This is a genomic window from Microbacterium panaciterrae, from assembly GCF_039541635.1.
Lineage (GTDB): Bacteria > Actinomycetota > Actinomycetes > Actinomycetales > Microbacteriaceae > Microbacterium > Microbacterium panaciterrae.
Genome location: NZ_BAABGP010000004.1, coordinates 134,846 through 152,825, shown reverse-complemented (window position 1 = coordinate 152,825; position 17,980 = coordinate 134,846). Strand labels below are relative to the sequence as shown.

General features: G+C 69.4%; 15 protein-coding genes. 8 read left to right on the top strand and 7 right to left on the bottom strand.

Going from position 1 to position 17,980, the window contains the following annotated elements:
- Window positions 1-87: 87 nt before the first annotated feature.
- Window positions 88-768, bottom strand: a complete 681-nt coding sequence (locus ABD882_RS03080; protein ID WP_345184236.1) for a fasciclin domain-containing protein — start codon at window positions 766-768, stop codon at window positions 88-90.
- A gap of 143 nt (window positions 769-911) precedes the next feature.
- On the opposite strand from ABD882_RS03080, the gene ABD882_RS03075 reads away from it, so the two are divergent.
- On the top strand, window positions 912-2,474 hold the full coding sequence (locus ABD882_RS03075) for a molybdopterin-dependent oxidoreductase (RefSeq protein ID WP_345184234.1): 1,563 nt from the start codon (window positions 912-914) through the stop codon (window positions 2,472-2,474).
- Window positions 2,475-2,494: 20 nt separating this feature from the next.
- Here ABD882_RS03075 and ABD882_RS03070 read toward each other — a convergent pair whose 3' ends face one another.
- The 5 genes from ABD882_RS03070 to ABD882_RS03050 form a co-directional block, all read right to left on the bottom strand.
- The gene (locus tag ABD882_RS03070) at window positions 2,495-2,974 is read right to left on the bottom strand and encodes a heat shock protein transcriptional repressor HspR (protein ID WP_345184232.1); all 480 of its coding nucleotides are present in this window, start codon (window positions 2,972-2,974) and stop codon (window positions 2,495-2,497) included.
- 141 nt (window positions 2,975-3,115) lie between these two features.
- A complete protein-coding gene (locus ABD882_RS03065) occupies window positions 3,116-4,105 on the bottom strand; it encodes a DnaJ C-terminal domain-containing protein (RefSeq protein ID WP_345184230.1) in 990 nt (329 codons plus the stop codon).
- A 9-nt stretch (window positions 4,106-4,114) separates the two neighbouring features.
- Window positions 4,115-4,753, bottom strand: a complete 639-nt coding sequence (locus tag ABD882_RS03060; protein ID WP_345184228.1) for a nucleotide exchange factor GrpE — start codon at window positions 4,751-4,753, stop codon at window positions 4,115-4,117.
- Window positions 4,753-6,615 (bottom strand): molecular chaperone DnaK, encoded by a 1,863-nt coding sequence (gene dnaK, locus ABD882_RS03055; protein ID WP_345184226.1) that lies wholly within the window; start codon window positions 6,613-6,615, stop codon window positions 4,753-4,755. Before dnaK ends, ABD882_RS03060 begins: the two co-directional genes overlap by 1 nt.
- A gap of 149 nt (window positions 6,616-6,764) precedes the next feature.
- Entirely contained in the window at window positions 6,765-8,336 is a 1,572-nt protein-coding gene (locus ABD882_RS03050) for an arylsulfatase (protein WP_345184224.1), read from the bottom strand.
- Window positions 8,337-8,405: 69 nt separating this feature from the next.
- Between ABD882_RS03050 and ABD882_RS03045 the strand changes: the two genes are divergently transcribed.
- The 5 genes from ABD882_RS03045 to ABD882_RS03025 all read left to right on the top strand — a co-directional run bounded on the left by ABD882_RS03045 (window position 8,406) and on the right by ABD882_RS03025 (window position 15,264).
- Entirely contained in the window at window positions 8,406-9,602 is a 1,197-nt protein-coding gene (locus ABD882_RS03045; protein WP_345184222.1) for an ROK family transcriptional regulator, read from the top strand.
- 93 nt (window positions 9,603-9,695) lie between these two features.
- Window positions 9,696-11,252: an ABC transporter substrate-binding protein gene (locus ABD882_RS03040; protein WP_345184220.1), complete on the top strand. Its 1,557-nt coding sequence runs from the start codon at window positions 9,696-9,698 to the stop codon at window positions 11,250-11,252.
- 57 nt (window positions 11,253-11,309) lie between these two features.
- The gene (locus ABD882_RS03035; protein ID WP_345184218.1) at window positions 11,310-12,260 is read left to right on the top strand and encodes an ABC transporter permease; all 951 of its coding nucleotides are present in this window, start codon (window positions 11,310-11,312) and stop codon (window positions 12,258-12,260) included.
- Entirely contained in the window at window positions 12,257-13,126 is an 870-nt protein-coding gene (locus ABD882_RS03030; protein ID WP_345184215.1) for an ABC transporter permease, read from the top strand. The genes ABD882_RS03035 and ABD882_RS03030 overlap by 4 nt, the downstream gene beginning before the upstream one ends.
- Window positions 13,123-15,264 (top strand): ABC transporter ATP-binding protein, encoded by a 2,142-nt coding sequence (locus tag ABD882_RS03025; protein WP_345184214.1) that lies wholly within the window; start codon window positions 13,123-13,125, stop codon window positions 15,262-15,264. Before ABD882_RS03030 ends, ABD882_RS03025 begins: the two co-directional genes overlap by 4 nt.
- 33 nt (window positions 15,265-15,297) lie before the next feature.
- Here the strand turns inward: ABD882_RS03025 and ABD882_RS03020 are convergent, their stop codons facing one another.
- Window positions 15,298-15,765, bottom strand: coding sequence for a DUF3817 domain-containing protein (locus ABD882_RS03020; protein WP_345184212.1), 468 nt, complete (start codon window positions 15,763-15,765; stop codon window positions 15,298-15,300).
- A gap of 208 nt (window positions 15,766-15,973) precedes the next feature.
- Between ABD882_RS03020 and ABD882_RS03015 the strand changes: the two genes are divergently transcribed.
- Window positions 15,974-16,672 (top strand): sirohydrochlorin chelatase, encoded by a 699-nt coding sequence (locus ABD882_RS03015; protein WP_345184210.1) that lies wholly within the window; start codon window positions 15,974-15,976, stop codon window positions 16,670-16,672.
- Between the two features lie 138 nt (window positions 16,673-16,810).
- Window positions 16,811-17,839: a hypothetical protein gene (locus ABD882_RS03010; RefSeq protein WP_345184208.1), complete on the top strand. Its 1,029-nt coding sequence runs from the start codon at window positions 16,811-16,813 to the stop codon at window positions 17,837-17,839.
- Window positions 17,840-17,980 lie beyond the last annotated feature (141 nt).

Sequence of the window (17,980 nt, the reverse complement as noted above, 5' to 3'; positions counted from 1 at the left end):
CCGTTCCGTCGACCGGCCGGGCCGCATTCTCAGACAAGTCAGTGCCTGTGATCATGCGGTCCGGCCGGGCGAGGAGGTCGCTGGCGCCTACTGGGCCGGCGGCATCAGGACGGAGTCGATGAGGTACACGGTCGCGTTGGCGGTGTGGACACCACCGCAGATCACGTTCGCGTCGTTCACCTTGAGGCTGTTCCCCGAACCGGTGACGGTCACATCGCCGCCCTCGACGGTCTTGTGCGTGCCGACGATGTCCTTCGGCGAGATCTGACCGGCGACGACGTGATAGGTCAGGATCTTGCTGAGGGTGTCCGCGCCCGCGTCCGTCTTGAGCGTGTCGATCGTGGCGGGATCGATCTTCTTGAACGCGTCATCGACCGGAGCGAACACGGTGAACTGGCTCCCGTTGAGCGTGTCGACCAGGTTGACCTTCGGGTTGAGCTTGCCCGCGACTGCTGCGACCAGCGTGGTCAGCAGCGGGTTGTTGCTCGCAGCCGTCGCGACCGGGTCCTGAGCCATCCCCGCGACAGAGCCGGCGCCCGAGGGAACCTGGCTCGCGTACGCCGAGCACCCCGGCCCGACCAGATCGGCCGCGGGATTCATCGCCTCCGAGGGGGATGCGGCCGGTGCGCTGGCCGCCGGCTTCGACGTCGAGTCCGACGACGTCGAACCGGACGTCGAGGAGCATGCCGTGAGGGCGAGGGCCGAGGCGGCCAGCAGGCCGACGGCGACGAGTGTGGCCTTGGTGTGCAGGCGAGCGGTGGATCGCATGATCTTCTCCTTTGAATGGTGCATCTGTGACGGTGCATAGCGGCCGTTCCTCGGCCGACACCATGGGTTCGGAGCCGCGTCGGCACCGGATTGGATCCGGGTCGGTTCGCCATCCGTTTCGCGCCCCACGACGAACCACGGATATGGGAAACGAAAGAGGGCATCTCCGCGGGCTAACCCCGGCGGCAATCGCAGGTGCGGTGGGCGGTGCGGTGTTCATCGCCGCCGCCGAGATCACGGCCTTCCTGGCGGCGCGGGACGCGAGCCCCCTGCTCGCGGCGGGATCGGTGGTCATCGACATCGTGCCGCAATGGGCCAAAGAGCTGGCGATCGAGCTGTTCGGCGCGAACGACAAGCTCTTCCTCCTCGTGACGCTCGGCGTCGGAGTGCTCGTGGTCGACGCGGCGGCAGGCGTTCTCGAGCGACGCCGCCGCTGGGCGGGGGTCGCCGTGTTCGCCGTCGCCGGGGTCGCCGGACTGATCGCGACCACGACGCGCGCGGGAGCGACACCGCTTTCCGCCCTGCCGCCGCTCATCGGCGCTCTCGCGGGCAGCGCCTTCCTGAACGCGTCCATCGGAGCACTGCGCCGATGGCACGCCGCCGAGGTCGCCGATTCAGGCGCTTCCCGAACGGATCGGAGACGGTTCCTCCTCTTGACCGCGGTGGGAGCGGTGACCGCGATCGTCGCGGGAACGGGCGCCCGCATCGGAACCATGGCGACGTCCTCGGTCGCCGCCGTGCGCAGGGCGTTGAGACTCCCGGAGCCGCTATCGAAGGTGACGGTGCCCGCGGGCGCCGAGCTGGACATCCCGGGACTCTCACCGCTGTTCACCCCGAACGCCGACTTCTACCGCGTCGACACCGCGCTGTCTGTGCCGTCGATCGCCCCCGCGGACTGGCGGTTGACGGTCGATGGCATGGTCGGGAGGCGAGTCGAGCTGGGGTTCGACGAATTGCTGCACATGGGTCTGCGGGAGTACGCGGTGACCTTGACCTGCGTGTCCAATCAGGTCGGCGGAAACCTGGTCGGCACCGCACGGTGGCTCGGCGTCCCCGTGCGCGAGATCCTCGACCTTGCCCGGCCCGCGGAAGCAGCGGACATGGTGCTCTCCCGGAGCATCGATGGGTTCACGGCGAGCACGCCGCTGGACGCGCTCACGGATCCGACTCGGGACGCGATCCTCGCCGTGGCGATGAACGGCGAGCCCCTCCCGCTGGAACACGGATTCCCGGTGCGGATGGTCGTGCCCGGACTGTACGGATATGTCTCAGCGACGAAGTGGCTGACGCAGATGACGGTCACGACGTTCGAGAAGGATCAGGCGTACTGGACGCCCCGGGGGTACAGCGCCCAAGCGCCGATCAAGCTGTCGAGCCGTATCGACACCCCGCGCATCGACAAGGCGATCGTCCCGGGCCCCGCCCGGATCGCCGGAGTCGCCTGGGCGCAGACGGTGGGGATCGAGCGCGTCGAAGTCCAGATCGATGGAGGCCCCTGGCGGAGCGCGGCACTGTCCGCGCCCGTCAGCAAAGACACGTGGGTGCAGTGGTTCCTGGATTGGAACGCGACGAGCGGCACGCATACGCTCGTTGTCCGGGCGACCGATCGAAACGGCCGCATGCAGGATCAGGAACGCACCCCGATCGCGCCGAACGGATCCACCGGGTGGCAGTCGACCGTCGTCCGGGTCGGCGCGGCCGGCTGAACACCGCGGTCGGCGACGCGTCAGCGCCGGCTGTCGTCCGGATCTGTGGCGACGTCGTCGGTGTACTCCGGGCCGCTCAGCCAGGGGCGCCACAGCACCACTTCGGTGGGGCGGCGGATCCGGCGCCCGGACGGGACGGCCATGACGGATCCGGTCGTTCCGGCGGCGAACACGCGCACGCCGGGTCGGGTCGCACGTTCCTCGCGCAGTTCGTGCTCGAGGTCGGACACCCGCCGGCGCAGGGCACGGTTCTCGTCCTCGAGGTCGAGCAGGCGCGCGATAGCGGGCAGGCTCATCCCCTCACCGGACAGCTGAGCGACCTCGCGCAGCTGCTCGATGTTGCGCAGCGAGTAGCGGCGGGATCCGCCCCGGGTGCGGCCAGGGACGACCAACCCGATCCGGTCGTACTGCCGAAGCGTCTGCGGATGCATCCCCGCGAGCTCGGCGGCCGCGGCGATCGCGAAGACCGGCGTGTCGGCGTCCATGCGCTCATCGGCCATGGTGCGCCCCCGTCCTCAACGCCGGACTGGCCACCATCCGGTCCCGAGAACAGGAGAGTGCACCGAGATCAGGAGGATCCACGGGAATCGTCCTGATCTCGGTCATTCCTCCTGATCTCGGGACGGATCCGGCGCGGAGGGTCACGACCGCGCCTTCGCCAGCAGCTCGGCGCGCGGGTTCTCGTCGGGCTCTGCCGCGCGGAAGCGCTCGAGCGCCTCGCGGGCGGCGTCGTCCAGGTGCGACGGCACGGCCACCTGCACCTCGGCGAGCAGGTCGCCGGCGCCCTTCGCTGTGGTGACGCCACGGCCCTTGACCCGCAGCACCCGTCCGGAAGGCGTGCCCGGCGCGACTTTGAGCTTCACCGGATCCCCACCCAGTGTCGGCACCTCGATGGTCGCGCCGAGCGCGGCCTCGGTGAAGGTGACCGGCACGACGACACGCAGATTCAGCCCGTCGCGGGTGAACACGGGGTGCGGCTTGACCGTCACCTGCACCACGATGTCTCCGGATTCCCCGCCGTCCGGCGAGGGCCGCCCGCGGCCGCGCAGCCGGATCTTCTGCCCGTCCTTCACGCCCGCGGGGATCTTCACCTTGAGCGGCTTGCCGTCCTCGCCCTGCAGCGTGACGGTCTCGCCCTGCACCGCGGTCGAGAACGACAGTGTGGTGCGGGCCGTGACATCGGCGCCCTTCTGCGGGCCGCCGAAGCCCCGGAATCCGCCGCTGGGCTGGCCGAACCGGCCGGATCCGAAGGACCCGCCGCCGCCCTGGTTGAACATCGCGAAGATGTCGTCGAAGTCGGCGCTCTGGCCGCCCCGGCCCCGGTTGAACGCGCTGAACACGTCGTCGAAGCCGCCATTGCCGGCGCTGCCGGGGGCGGTGAACCGCGCGCCCCCGGCGCCCATGGCGCGGATCTGGTCGTACTCGGCGCGCTGTTCGGTGTCGGAGAGCACCGAGTAGGCCTCGCTGATCTCCTTGAACTTCGCCTCCGCCGCGGCGTCGCCGGGGTTGGAGTCGGGGTGGTGCTTGCGCGCGAGCTTGCGGTAGGTCTTCTTCAGGTCGGCGTCGGACACGTCCTTGCCGACCCCGAGCGTCTTGTAGAAGTCCTTGTCGAACCAGTCCTGGCTAGCCATCGACCACCCCTACTCTGCGGGGACGGCGACGACGACCTTGGCCGGACGAAGCTCGACATCGCCCAGGCGGTACCCCACTTCGACGACCTCGAGAATCGTGGCCTTCTCGACGCCGGGAGTGGGCTGCTGGAAGATCGCCTCGTGCTGCTGCGGGTCGAACTCCTCGCCCTTCTCGCCGTACGAGACGACGCCGAGGCGCTCCGCGACGGCGCGCACCTTCTCGGCGATCGCGGTGAACGGGGATCCGTCCACCAGATCGCCGTGCGCGGCGGCGCGGTCGAGGTCGTCCAGCACGGGGAGAAGGCCCTTGGCGGCCTCGCCCTTCGCGCGCTGGATCTCGACGCCGCGCTGCTCCTCGGTCCGGCGGCGATAGTTCGCGTACTCGGCCTGCAGCCGCTTGAGGTCGACCAGCAGGGCCTGTTCGGCGTCGGCGAGGGCCGCGTCCTCCGCGGCATCCCCGGCGAGCGCGTCGTCGCTCTGCGCGATGTTCAGGATGTCATCGACGGTCAGCTCGTCCGAGTCGTCCGCGGCGGATTCCGCGGCAGGCTCAGGACCCCCCGCGGGGCCGGACGCCTGAGCGTCCGACCCCTCGGCCCCTTCGACGGGCTCAGGGACCGCATCGTTCTCGAAGTCCCGGGGATCCGTCATTACTTCTTCTCTTCTTCGTCGTCCACGACCTCGGCGTCCACGACGTCCTCCTCGGAGGCGCCCGCGTCACCGGCGGGAGCGCCCTCGCCCTGCGGGGCGGAGGCCGCGTCGGCCTGGGACTGCGCGTAGATCGCCTCGCCGAGCTTCGACTGCGACTGGTTCAGCTTGTCGAACGCGGTCTTCACGGCCTCGTCGTCCTCACCGGCCAGCGCGGTCTTGAGCGCGTCGACGTCGGCCTTGACCTCGGTCTTGACGTCCTCGGGGAGCTTGTCGTCGTTCTCCGAGATGAGCTTCTCGATCGAGTAGGACAGCGTCTCGGCCTGGTTGCGGACCTCGGCCGACTCGCGGCGCTTCTTGTCCTCGGCGGCGTGCTCCTCGGCCTCGCGCACCATGCGCTCGATGTCGTCCTTGCTCAGCGAGGATCCGCCGGTGATCGTCATCGACTGCTCCTTGCCGGTGCCCTTGTCCTTCGCGGACACGTGCACGATGCCGTTCGCGTCGATGTCGAACGTGACCTCGATCTGCGGGATGCCCCGGGGAGCCGGTGCGATGCCCTGCAGCTCGAAGGTGCCGAGCGGCTTGTTGTCGCGGGTGAACTCGCGCTCGCCCTGGAAGACCTGGATCGCGACCGACGGCTGGTTGTCGTCGGCGGTCGTGAAGGTCTCGCTGCGCTTGGTCGGGATCGCGGTGTTGCGGTCGATGAGCTTGGTCATCATCCCGCCCTTGGTCTCGATGCCGAGGCTCAGCGGGGTGACGTCGATGAGCAGGACGTCCTTGCGCTCGCCCTTCAGCACGCCGGCCTGCAGCGCGGCGCCGACGGCGACGACCTCATCCGGGTTCACGCCCTTGTTGGCCTCCTTGCCGGCCTCGCGCTTGACGAGCTCGGCGACGGCGGGCATGCGGGTGGATCCGCCCACGAGCACGACGTGCGCGATGTCGCCGACCTTGATGCCGGCCTCGCGGATGACGTCCTCGAAGGGCTTCTTGGTGCGGTCCAGCAGGTCCTTGGTGAGGTCCTCGAACTTCGCGCGGGTGATGGTCTCCGAAAGCGACACCGGGCCGTTCGCGGTGAGCGAGAGGTACGGCAGGTTGATGCTGGTCGACGTGGAGGAGCTGAGCTCCTTCTTCGCCTGCTCGGCGGCCTCCTTGAGGCGCTGCAGGGCGATCTTGTCGCCGGAGACGTCGACGCCGGTCTCGTTCTTGAACTGCGTGATCAGGTAGTCGACGAGACGCTGGTCCCAGTCGTCGCCGCCGAGGCGGTTGTCACCGGCGGTCGAGCGCACCTGGATCGTGGAGAAGTCGTCGTCCTTGCCCACCTCGAGCAGGGACACGTCGAATGTGCCGCCGCCGAGGTCGAAGACGAGGATGAGCTCGTCCTCCTTGCCCTTGTCGAGGCCGTAGGCGAGCGCGGCCGCGGTGGGCTCGTTGATGATGCGCAGCACGTTCAGGCCCGCGATCTCGCCGGCCTCCTTCGTGGCCTGGCGCTCGGCGTCGTTGAAGTACGCCGGAACGGTGATGACCGCGTCGGTCACGGTGTCGCCCAGGTAGGCCTCGGCGTCGCGCTTCAGCTTCATGAGGATGCGCGAGGAGATCTCTTGCGGCGTCCACTTCTTGCCGTCGACGTCGAACGACCAGTTCGTGCCCATGTGGCGCTTGACCGAGGCGATCGTGCGGTCGACGTTGGTGACGGCCTGGCGCTTCGCGGTCTCGCCGACGAGCACCTCCCCGTCCTTGGTGTAGGCGACCACCGAGGGGGTGGTCCGGAAGCCTTCAGCGTTCGCGATGACCTTGGGCTCGCCGCCCTCGAGGACGCTGACGACGGAGTTCGTCGTACCGAGGTCGATACCGACAGCACGTGCCATTTGTTTTCTCCTTCAGTCGGAAGTTCTGGGAAGTCTGCGCGATCCCAGGATCCTGTCGGGAAACCTGAGCCGCGATGACTCAAGGGTACGCCCGTCGTCAAGAGTTGTCAACAAACTTGATACGCCTGCACTCAACTTTCAGCCCGACCTCACTCCTCGGCGGCCGCCGGCGCGAGCCCCGCCGCCACATACCTCTCGACCATCGGCCCCCAGGGCAGTGCACCGACGCGCGCCGCCCAGTCCTCCCACATCGCGGCGAGCGCGTCGCGGCGATCCGGATGCCGATCGGCGAGATCCTCGAGCTCCGAGCGATCGGCGACCATGTCGTACAGCTCCCACGGCTCCGGGTACGCGCGCACCAGCTTCCACTGCCCGACGCGGATCGCCGCATTCCCGGTGTGCTCCCAGTACAGCGGCGCCTCGGCGACGGCCGTGCCGCCGAGCGCGGCCAGCAGCGACCGGCCCTCCGCGCCCTCCGCCGGCACACCGGTGGCGTCGAGGATGGTCGGCAGGATGTCGACGAGTTGAGCGGGCAGGTCGATGACCCCGCCGGCGGCGAGCCGCCCCTGCGGCCAGTGCACGATGAGGGGCGTCGAGATGCCGCCCTCGTGCACCCACCGCTTGTAGCGCCGGAACGGCGTGTTCGACAGGTTCGCCCAGGGGATGCCGTAGCTGGCGTAGGTGCTCTCGGGGCCCGGGGTGATCTCGGGGTAGTTGCCGAATCGCACCGGGCTGCCGTCGCGCGTGCCCTCGCGGAGCGCACGGTCCTTCAGCACGAACGTCTCGTCGGTGCCGATCGGCAGCTCTTCCGCGGACGCGCCGTTGTCCGACAGGAACAGGACGAGGGTGTCGTCGAGTTCGCCCTGCGCGCGAAGCCGGTCGAGGATCCGACCGATGGCGCGATCCAGCGCGATCACCTGCGCGGCGTAGACCTCCATCCGCTCCAGATTCCAGTCCGGATCCGCCACGTCGTCCCAGGCGGGCTGACTGGGATCGCGGTCGGAGAGCCGAGTGCCCTCGGAGAGGATGCCCTCCGTCCGGAGGCGCTCCAGGCGAGCCTCGCGCAGGCGGTCCCAGCCGTCGTCGAAGAGCCCGCGTGCGGCGCGGATGTCCTCGGGCTTGGCGTGCAGAGGCCAGTGTGGGGCGGTGAACGCGGCGTAGAGGAAGAAGGGCCGGGAATCGTCGCCGCGCTGCGAGAGCCAGCGGTCGGCCTCGGCGGCGATCGCGTCGGTGTAGTAGAAGTCGGGGTCGTCGGCGGCATCCGTCGCCGGGCTCTCCCCGCGCGTCAGCGTCTGCGGGTCGAAATAGCTCGAGCAGCCGGCGAGCGTGCCGAAGAACTCGTCGAAGCCCTTGCGGGTCGGCCAGGATGTGCTCGGTGCATCCGTCTGCGCCGAGAGGTGCCACTTGCCGAACAGCGCGGTGTCCCACCCGGCGTCGCGGAGAGTCTCGGCGACCGTCGGCGTCGACGGATCCAGATCCCCCCGGTATCCGTGCGGCAGGTCGGGGCGCGTCAGCACGCCGATCCCGGTCTGGTGCGGATGCAGACCGGTCAGCAGTGAGGCGCGGGACGGGCTGCACCGTGCCGTGTTGTAGAACTGAGAGAACCTGACGCCGGAACGCGCCAGCTCATCAAGGTTCGGCGTCGGGATCTCGCCGCCGTAGCAGCCCAGATCGGAGAAGCCCATGTCGTCGGCGACGATGAGCAGGACATTCGGTCCCATCACTCCCCCTCTATTAGTTGATGCGTGTAACTATATGAGAAGACCCGCACATCTGCCTAGGGGGATCGCATGAACGCCCGCCACTCCGGCTTCCGGTCCGGCGACCGGCCGGCCCTGGCCGTGTCCGACGATCTGCGTCGCGGGAACATCGCGTCGGTCGCGCGCACCTTGCTGGTGGAGGGGCCGCTCGCTCGCGCCGAACTCGCCGAGAGACTGTCGCTGACGCGCGCCACCGTCACGCGCGTCGTCGCACAGCTTCTGGAGGTCGGCCTGCTCACCGAGGGCGAGGCGCGCCGGGTCACCGCAGGCCGGCCCATGATCCCGCTGCGCCTCGACCCCTCGGCGCGCGCCGTCATCAGCATCCACCTCGGCGCCTTCGAGGTGCGCGTCGGCCTCGTCGACATCAGCGGTCACGTGCTCCGCGAGGAGCGCTTCAGCTATGACGGATCCCGCCCGGAGGATGTCTCCGCCCTCCTCGCCCACGGCGTCGAGCAGGTGCGCTCGCATGCGGTGCCCGGCGTCCGTGTGCTCGGGATGAGCGCATCGATCGGCGGCTGGGTCGACCCCACCAGCAGCACTGTCGTCCGCTACGACCCCCTGGGCTGGCAGGATGTGCCCCTTCGAGAAGTCTTACCCGATCTGGGCATTCCCCGACGTTTCGACCAGCTGGTGCGCGGTGTCGCCCTTGCGGAGCGGATGTTCGGCGTCGCACGCGGTCGCGAGGACTTCGTCGTGCTCTGGTCCGGCAACATCCTCGGCGCCGCCTCGGTGGCGCGCGGGGTCGTGCAGCATGGCCTGCGCGGCGGCGCCGGCGGGATCGAGCATCTGCCGACCGGGCTCCCCGACGACAGCTGCGCATGCGGTCGCACCGGATGCCTGGGCGTCGTCGCCACCGACGAGGCGATCCGGCGCGAGGCGGAGGCGCGCGGGATCCTGCGACCCGGCGGCTCCCTGAGCACGCTCCTGGGGATCGTCGCAGACGGCGACCCCGCCGCCAGGCAGCTCCTCGAGGAGCGGGCCGAGGCCTTCGGGAGCGCCACCGGCGTACTCGCGGACTTCCGCGCACCCGAGCTCATCGTCGTCGCCGGCCTGGTCACGACCGCACCGGAATACCTCGCCGCCTTCACCGCGAGACTGCACGCCGTGAGCGCACTGGGCGCGGTCGTCGACGTGCGCAGGTCGGAGTTCGGCGATCTCGCGCCGACGATCGCGAGCGCCGCATTCCTCATCGATGAGTACTTCCGCGATCCGATCTCCTTCGAATAGTTTTCGCGCACCGATTGCATTAATTGTCGGCAGTAACTATCCTGATCCTGTTGCGGCCAGTGGGGCCGTGTCGCACAGACGAAGGAGTCTCCGTTGATTCGCACACAGCATCGCATCGCGGCGATCGCCGCGGGCACCGTTCTCGCCGTGGCCCTCGCCGGATGCACGTCCGCGGTCCAGCAGGCCGGCGCCGGTTCCGCAACCGGCAAGCCGGTGAACGGGGGCACCCTGCAGATCGTGCAGGCGGCTGACATTCAGCCCGCATCGTTCTTCTCCCAGAACAACCCGAACTTCAGCGTGCTGCGCACGGTGTTCAACTCGCTCGTGAGCTACGACCACAAGGACATCAAGCCGCAGCCCGAGCTCGCCAAGTCCTGGAAGGTGTCACCGGACGGACGGCAGATCACGTTCTCGCTGCGCGACGACGTGACCTTCCACGACGGTCGGGCGATGACCGCCGACGACGTGATCGCGAGCATCAACACGGTCAAGCGGCCCGAGGTCGGCTCGCAGACGAAGCACATCGCCAACGCGATCACCGACATGACCGCTCCCGACCCCCACACCGTCGTGATCACCTTCGACAAGGCGATGAGCAACATGATGGATCTGTTCCTGATGATGCCGATCATCGACGGCACGGATGTCGCCGGACTGCTCTCGGGCAAGAACATGAACGGCACCGGGCCTTTCACGGTGAAGTCCTACTCCCCCGGTCAGGGGATCGATCTGGTCAAGTACGAAAAGTACTGGAAGAAGGATCTGCCCCACCTCGACGGCGTGAAGATCACCGTCGTGCGCGACTCGCAGTCGATGCTCTCGTCGCTCAAGGCCGGCCAGAGCCAGCTGGCGATGGATCTCGCCCCGCTCGACGCCTCCACGCTCAAGGGCCAGGCGGGCTACGACCTGATCGAGTCCGATGCGCACGACTCCGTGCAGTACATCGCGTCCAACGTGACCGTGCCCCTGCTCTCCGACAAGCGCGTGCGTCAGGCCATGTCGTACGCGATCGACCGCGAACGCATCCTGAAGCAGGTCGACGGCGGCATCGGCTCGGTGACCTCGCTGCCCTGGGCCAAGAGCTCCCCGGCGTACGACAGCACCAAGGTCGACCACTTCGCCCGGGACATCGCCAAGGCGAAGGATCTGCTGAACCAGGCCGGCGCGACCGGCAAGTCGGTGAAGATCTTCTACGACGCCGGTTTCCAGCCCAACGTCGGCATCGCCTCGATCGTGCAGTTCGACCTCACCGAGGCCGGCCTCAAGCCCGAGCTGGTCCCGCTGCAGGCCAGCGACTTCCTCGACCGGCTCCGCAACGGCGGCTTCGACGGCATGTTCCTCAGCGGGCACGGATTCGGCCAGCTGAACCCGGCGACGCTGATCAAGGGATCCTTCCCGTTCAACGCCGACAAGAACGCGTCCTCGTTCGTCAGCGACGACTACAAGGCACTCGCGAACGAGGTGTGGCTCAGCAGCGGCGCCCTGTCGAAGTCGACGCTCGACAAGGTCAACGACTACCTGCTCGACCAGCAGTTCGTCAGCGACCTGGTGCTGTCCACGCACACCTTCGCGATCAGCAGCAAGCTGAAGGGCGTCGACGAGACGATGCTCGACTACATCGACCTCGACCAGGCCTATCTCACCAAGTGATCCCGAGCCGGGACGGCATCTCGACATGCCGTCCCGGCTTCCGTCAGGGAGAGGGAAATGCTCCGCTACGTTCTTCGACGCCTGCCCACCGCGATCCTGGTGCTGCTGGTCGCATCGGTCGTGATCTTCTTCATCCTCCGTCTCGCGCCCGGCGACCCGGCGGCGTCGCTGGCAGGACCGGACGCCGATGCGGCGACGATCGCGAAGATCCGCGAGCAGCTGGGTCTGGACCGGTCGCTGATCGTGCAGTACGGCTCCTGGCTCGGCGGCATCCTCACCGGCCACCTCGGCGACTCCTATCTGCTGCACGCGCCGATCGCCGAGCTGATCGGCAACAGCCTGGGCAACACCGTCATGCTGGCGCTCGCGGCCACGATCCTCGCCGTCATCGGCGGCGGGATCACCGGTTTCTTCCTGGGGACGACGCGTTCGAACGGCGTCCGCGGGGCGCTGTCGGGCGTGACTTCGCTCGGCGTCGCCGTGCCGACCTACGTCACGGGTGTCCTGCTCATCCTCCTGTTCGCGGTGTCCTGGCGCGTGCTGCCTCCCGGCGGGATGGGACCGGGCCTGCAGGACTTCTCGCTGGGCTGGCAGTACCTGCTGATGCCGGCGATCGTGCTCAGCCTCCCGACCGGCGCGACCCTGGCCCGCTTCCTCGCCTCGTCTCTGCGGCAGACGCTGGATCAGGACTTCGTGCAGACCGGTATCGCGAAGGGTCTTCGCAGCCGCCGACTCATGCTCGCGCACGTGGTCCCGAACTCTCTGCCTCCCGTCCTCACCGTGCTGGGACTGCAGATCGGTCAGCTCCTCGGCGGCGCCATCATCGTCGAGACGATCTTCGCGTGGCCGGGGGTGGGCCAGCTGCTGCTGCAGAGCGTCAACGGACGCGACTACCTCCTCACTCAAGCGCTGCTGCTCATCGCCGTCGCGGTGTTCATCGTCGTCCAGGTCGTCAACGACGTCGTCGACGCGGCCATGGATCCGCGCGTCCGATTGGAGATGTCATGACCGCCGCCACGGACACCGTCGCCCTGGCCACCCGGCCGACCGCCCGCGCCCGCGGGCGCTCGCTCCTGCGCGGGCTGCGCACGCCCGAGGCGATGACCGGGCTGGTGATCATCGCGGTGACGATCCTGCTCGGCATCCTGGCGCCGGTGCTGGCGCAGCACTCCCCCTACGAGCAGACGCCGGACGCGTTCCTGCCGCCCTCGGGCGCCCACCTGCTCGGCACGGACGAGTACGGGCGCGACCTGTTCGCGCGAGTGCTGTTCGGCATCCGTCAGGACCTGATCGTGGGTGCGGTCGCCGTGCCGATCGGCGCGATCGTCGGCACGGTGCTGGGCGCCCTCAGCACGACGAGCAGGATCGTCGACACGATCATCCAGCGCGCGTTCGACGTGTCGCTGGCCTTCACCGGGCTGGTCATGGGCGTGACCGTGGCGGCCATCATCGGCCCCGGGATGCCCGCCATCCTCATCACGGTCGCCCTCGTCAACATCCCGCTCTTCGGGCGGCTCTCGCGCAACGCGATCCGCGCTCTGCAGACCCGGGAGTACGTGGTGGCGGCGCAGATCGTCGGCGCGCGTCCGCTGCGCGTGCTGTTCCGGCACATCCTGCCCAACGCCCTGGACTCGCTGATCGTGCAGGCGGCGCTCAGCCTCTCGATGGCGGTGTTCATCGAGGGCGCGATGAGCTTCGTCGGCATCGGCATCCGCCCGCCCGACGCGTCGCTCGGTGCGCTCCTGCGCACGAGCATCACCTTCCTCGATCGCTCACCGCTGTATGCGATCGCCCCGATGATCGTCGTGACCGCCATGGTGCTCGCGTTCAACCTGATCGGGGACGGACTCAACAAGGGACTCCTCAAGCGATGAACACCATCCAGACCGCGGAGCCGGTCCTGCGCGTCCGCGACCTGATCACCACCTTCCACACCGAGGAGGGGGCGGTGAACGCCGTCCGCGGCGTGAGCTTCGACGTCGCCCCCGGCGAGGTGCTCGCGCTGGTCGGCGAGTCCGGTTCCGGCAAATCGGTCACGGCCATGTCGATCCTGAACATGGTGCGCAGGCCCGGCCGGGTCGAGGGCGGCAGCGTCGAGTTCGACGGCCGCGATCTGCTCTCGCTGTCCGAGTCCGAGCAGCGGTCGATCCGCGGATCCGGCATCGGCATGATCTTCCAGGATCCGGTCGGATCGCTCAACCCGCTCATGCGCGTGCGGGACCAGCTCGTGGAGGCGATCCAGGCGCACGAACCCGTGGACCGCAAGGAGGCCGAACGGCGCAGCGTGCAGCTGCTCGCCGACGTCGGCATTCCGGATCCCGAGGCCCGCATGGCCGACTACCCGCTGGCGTTCTCCGGCGGCATGTCCCAGCGTGTGATGATCGCCATGGCCCTGGCCAACAAGCCCAAGCTCATCATCGCCGACGAGCCCACCACGGCGCTGGATGTCACGATCCAGGCGCAGATCCTGGAACTGCTGGCGACGCTCGGGCGGGACCACGGGACCGCCGTCCTGCTCATCACGCACAACCTCGGTGTCGTCGCGCGCGCGTGCGATCGCATCGCCGTGATGTACGCCGGCAAGATCGTCGAGACCGGCCCGGTCGGCGAGGTCTTCGCCACGCCCGGTCACCCCTACACGCGCGATCTGCTGGGCGCGACGCCGTCGCTGGACCGCCCCCGGGCGCTCCCGCTGGTGGCGATCGACGGACGTCCGCCCTCTCTGCGCACCCCGCCGCGGGGCTGCGCCTACGCCGCCCGCGATCCGCGGGCGTTCGACCGCTGCTTCGTCGAGGACCCCGCCCTCGTCGCGGATCAGGAGGGACGGCAGCGGGCGTGCTGGCTGCCGCTCGAGGCGGGCACGGTCGCGCCGCGCGAGAGCACCGAAGCGGATGCCTCGCCCGCGGAGCAGGAGCGCACCGAGCCAATCCTGGAGGTGCGGGACGTCAAGCGGTCGTACCCCGCCGGGAAGAAGACGCTCCTCGGCCGGCGCCGGCGGGTGCTGCGTGCAGTGGACGGCGTCAGCTTCTCGATCCACGACGGCGAGACCGTCGGGCTGATCGGCGAGTCGGGGTGCGGCAAGTCGACGCTCGGCCGGCTGATCCTGGGGATCGAGAGCCCCTCGTCCGGGGACATCCTCTTCCGCGGTCGCTCGATCGTCGGCCGCAGTCCTGGTGAGCGCCGCACCTACAACCAGGACGTCCAGCTGGTGTTCCAGAACCCGATGTCTTCGCTGAACCCGCGCATGACGATCGGGCAGTCGATCGGCGAGGCCCTTCGCGCCGCTCCGCTCAAGGACGCCGCCCGAAGGTCGCGCGTGCACGAGCTTCTCGAACTGGTCGGGATGGAGGCCTCGGCCGAGGACCGCTTCCCGCACGAGTTCTCCGGGGGTCAACGCCAGCGCGTCGTCATCGCGCGAGCGCTGGCCGTGAACCCCCAGCTCGTCGTGCTGGACGAGGCGGTCGCGGCCCTGGACGTCTCGCTGCAGGCTCAGGTCATCAACCTGCTGCGCGACCTGCAGCGACGGATCGGCCTGTCGTATCTGTTCATCGGCCACGATCTCGCGACCGTGCGCCACATCTCCGACCGCATCATCGTGATGTACCTCGGCGAGATCGTCGAGATGGGCGATGCGGAGCAGATCACCGCAGCCCCCCTGCATCCGTACACGGCCAGCCTGATCTCGGCCGTGCCGGAGCCGGACCCGGCTCGCGAGCGCACCGCGGAGCGGATCGTGCTCACCGGCGAGGTGCCCACCCCGATCGACCCGCCGGCCGGATGCCGGTTCCACACGCGCTGCCCGATCGGTCCGATGCACCGCGACGACCGCGGGATCTGCGGAACGCACCGGCCGGCCCTGCAGGACCTCGGGGACGGCCGGAAGGCCGCATGCCACTTCCCGGGAGAGCTCAGCGCTGTCGGGGCGGAAGCGGCGCCTGCCGCGCTGCCGGCGAGCGGACTCGGTCCGGTGCGGCGCACCGGCGGCGCGGGACCAGCGGATACCGCCGTCTGACCGGAGTCACGAACGCCGGCGACGCGGGGTGCCTCAGTGGCTGCTGCCGCCGGGCGGGCCGATCAGCAGCAGCACAGCGAACAGCGCGGCGACGGCGACGACGATGAGCAACGCGAGCACCCACGGACGGTGCAGGAACCAGCGCATCGTGCGGTCGTACCAGGTCGCGTCACGCGGGTCGTCGGTCTGCGTCAGACGCCAGTCGCCGACGAGGCGGCCCGAGCGGTGCAGCCAGATCTCGGCGGGGATCGTCGCGTAGGGGACGATCGCGCTCGCGATCGCCAGGATCGCGACTCCGACACCCCAGCGCTGATGGAACGCGAGCAGCACCGCGGTGGCGCCGTAGGAGAGGAAGACGAAGCCGTGGATGGATCCCGCGACGGTGACGAGCACCGGAGGCAGGCCCACGGCGCGGCCGATCAGCGCGCCGATCAGCAGCGTCCAGGTGATGGCCTCGGCGATCGCGAGCACGCGGAACAGGCGGGCGGGGGTGGTGAACACTTCTCTCCTCGGTTCGGGTCCTCCCAGCCTAGGGAAGTCGCCCCCGCGGCCGCCGCCCGCACGCCTCCACCTTTCGATGGGTCTTCCGCGGCGGCCGCGCCTGTCTCGGGGCGAGAAACCACTTCCTGCACGAGACACCATCGCTGCGGTGGTGTCTCATGCCGAATCTGGTTTCTCGCGGCGGGCGCGACGCGCCTACACTCGCGACATGCCCCGCCCCGCCCTGCTCGCCGTGTCGCACGGCACCTCGGATGCCGACGGCGCCGCCGCGATCGCCCTCCTGGTGCGGCGGATCGCGGAGCGGATCCCCGATGCCGCCGTGCACGCGGGCTTCGTCGACGTGCAGCAGCCCGACGCCCCGTCCGCCCTCGCCGCGATCGAGGGCCCCGCGGTCGTCGTGCCGCTGCTGCTGTCCCAGGGCTTCCACGTGCGGGTGGATCTGGGGCGCACGGCCGCCGCCCGGGATGACGCGGTCGTGACGGATCCGCTCGGTCCCGATCCGCGGCTGGCCGACGTGCTGGCGATGCGACTCGCGGAGACCGACGCGGAGACCGACGCCCCGGTCGTGCTCGCGGTCGCAGGATCCCGGGATCCGCGGTCGCTTCCGGATGCCGAGGGGATGGCCGCGCTGCTGGCCACCCGCCTCGGACGCGACGTGGTGCCCGCGTATCTCGCCGCCCGCGAGCCGAGCATCGCCGAGGCGCTGCGTGCGCACCCGGGAGCCGTCGTCGCGACGTATCTGCTCGCGCACGGCTATTTCTTCGATGTGACCCGACGCGAGGCCGGATCCCACTCGCTGACGGAGCCGCTGCTCGACGGCGGCGAGCCCCCGTCCGCGCTCGTCGAGCTGGTGATCGATCGCTATCTGGCCGGCGAGGCCGAGCTGGCGGCGCTTCGGGGGCGCTGAGCGCTCCGCGGACGGGCGGACGGATCGGCGACGCGTTCGCCCATCGTTCATCCGGCGTCAACGTGAACTGCATGCTCCCTCGCCAGGGTGGACAGAGCGCCGCACGATTCGCGGCGCCCGCAGACCCAAGGAGCCCGCATGCGCATCACCCGTCCGCCTCTCTCCACCGCGCTGGTCGTAGCAGCGATCGCCGGCGCGTCGCCCGCCGTCGCCGCCGAGGCCCCCGGCCAGGACAAGGCCGGCCACTACTCGTTCGCCGTCATCGGCGACGTCCCCTACGGCACGGCGCAGCAGGCACTGTTCCCGCAGTGGATCCAGGAGATCAACGCAGCCCAGCCCGAGATGACCTTCCACGTCGGGGACATCAAGAACGGATCCAGCACGTGCGATGACGCCCTGTACCAGCAGATCAAGGGCGACTTCGACACGTTCCGCAATCCGCTCATCTACATGCCCGGCGACAACGAGTGGACCGACTGCCACCGCACGAACAACGGCGCGTACAACCCGCTCGAACGCCTCGCCTACGACCGCTCCGTCTTCTTCGCGACGCCGAACCTCTCGCTCGGCCAGAACCCGGTGAAGCTCGATTCGCAGGTCGCCGCCGGCTTCCCCGAGAACGTGACGCTGCGCCGCGACGGCGTCGACTTCGCCGCGATCCACGTCGTCGGCAGCAACGACGGCACGCAGCCCTGGGCCGGCCTCGGCGACACGGTGCCGCGCCCGGAGCAGCTTGCGGCGGAGCAGTCGCGCATGGTGAACGCCATCGCGGTCGTGCGCAACACCTTCGCGACCGCGAAGCAGAAGCGCGACCGCGCGGTGACCGTGCTGCTCCAGGCCGACATGTTCGACCCGACCTACACCCCGGCGTGGTCCGACATCTCGGCGTTCCAGGGCCTGGTGCAGACGCTGGTGACCGAGTCCGCGGCGTTCGACGGCGAGGTCTATCTCGTGAACGGCGACAGCCACGTGTACAACTCCGACAAGCCGCTGAGCGCGGGATCCCCGTGGCTCGGCACCTACGGCGTGACCGGCTCGGCCGACAACCTCACCCGGGTGACCGTCGACGGATCCTCGAACAACAATGACTGGCTGCGCGTCACGATCAACCGCCCGGGCGCCGACCACGTCCTCAGCTGGGAGCGCGTGCCGTACGTCGCGCACTGATCGGCTCGCACCACGACACCGCGGCACGCCATTAAACCTCAGGCAGCCGTGACGAAACTGGACCATGTCGAACAATGACGCCCCGTGTCGCGGGCCATGACACAGACGAGCACTCGCACGGGGTCCGCACGTAACTTGTCG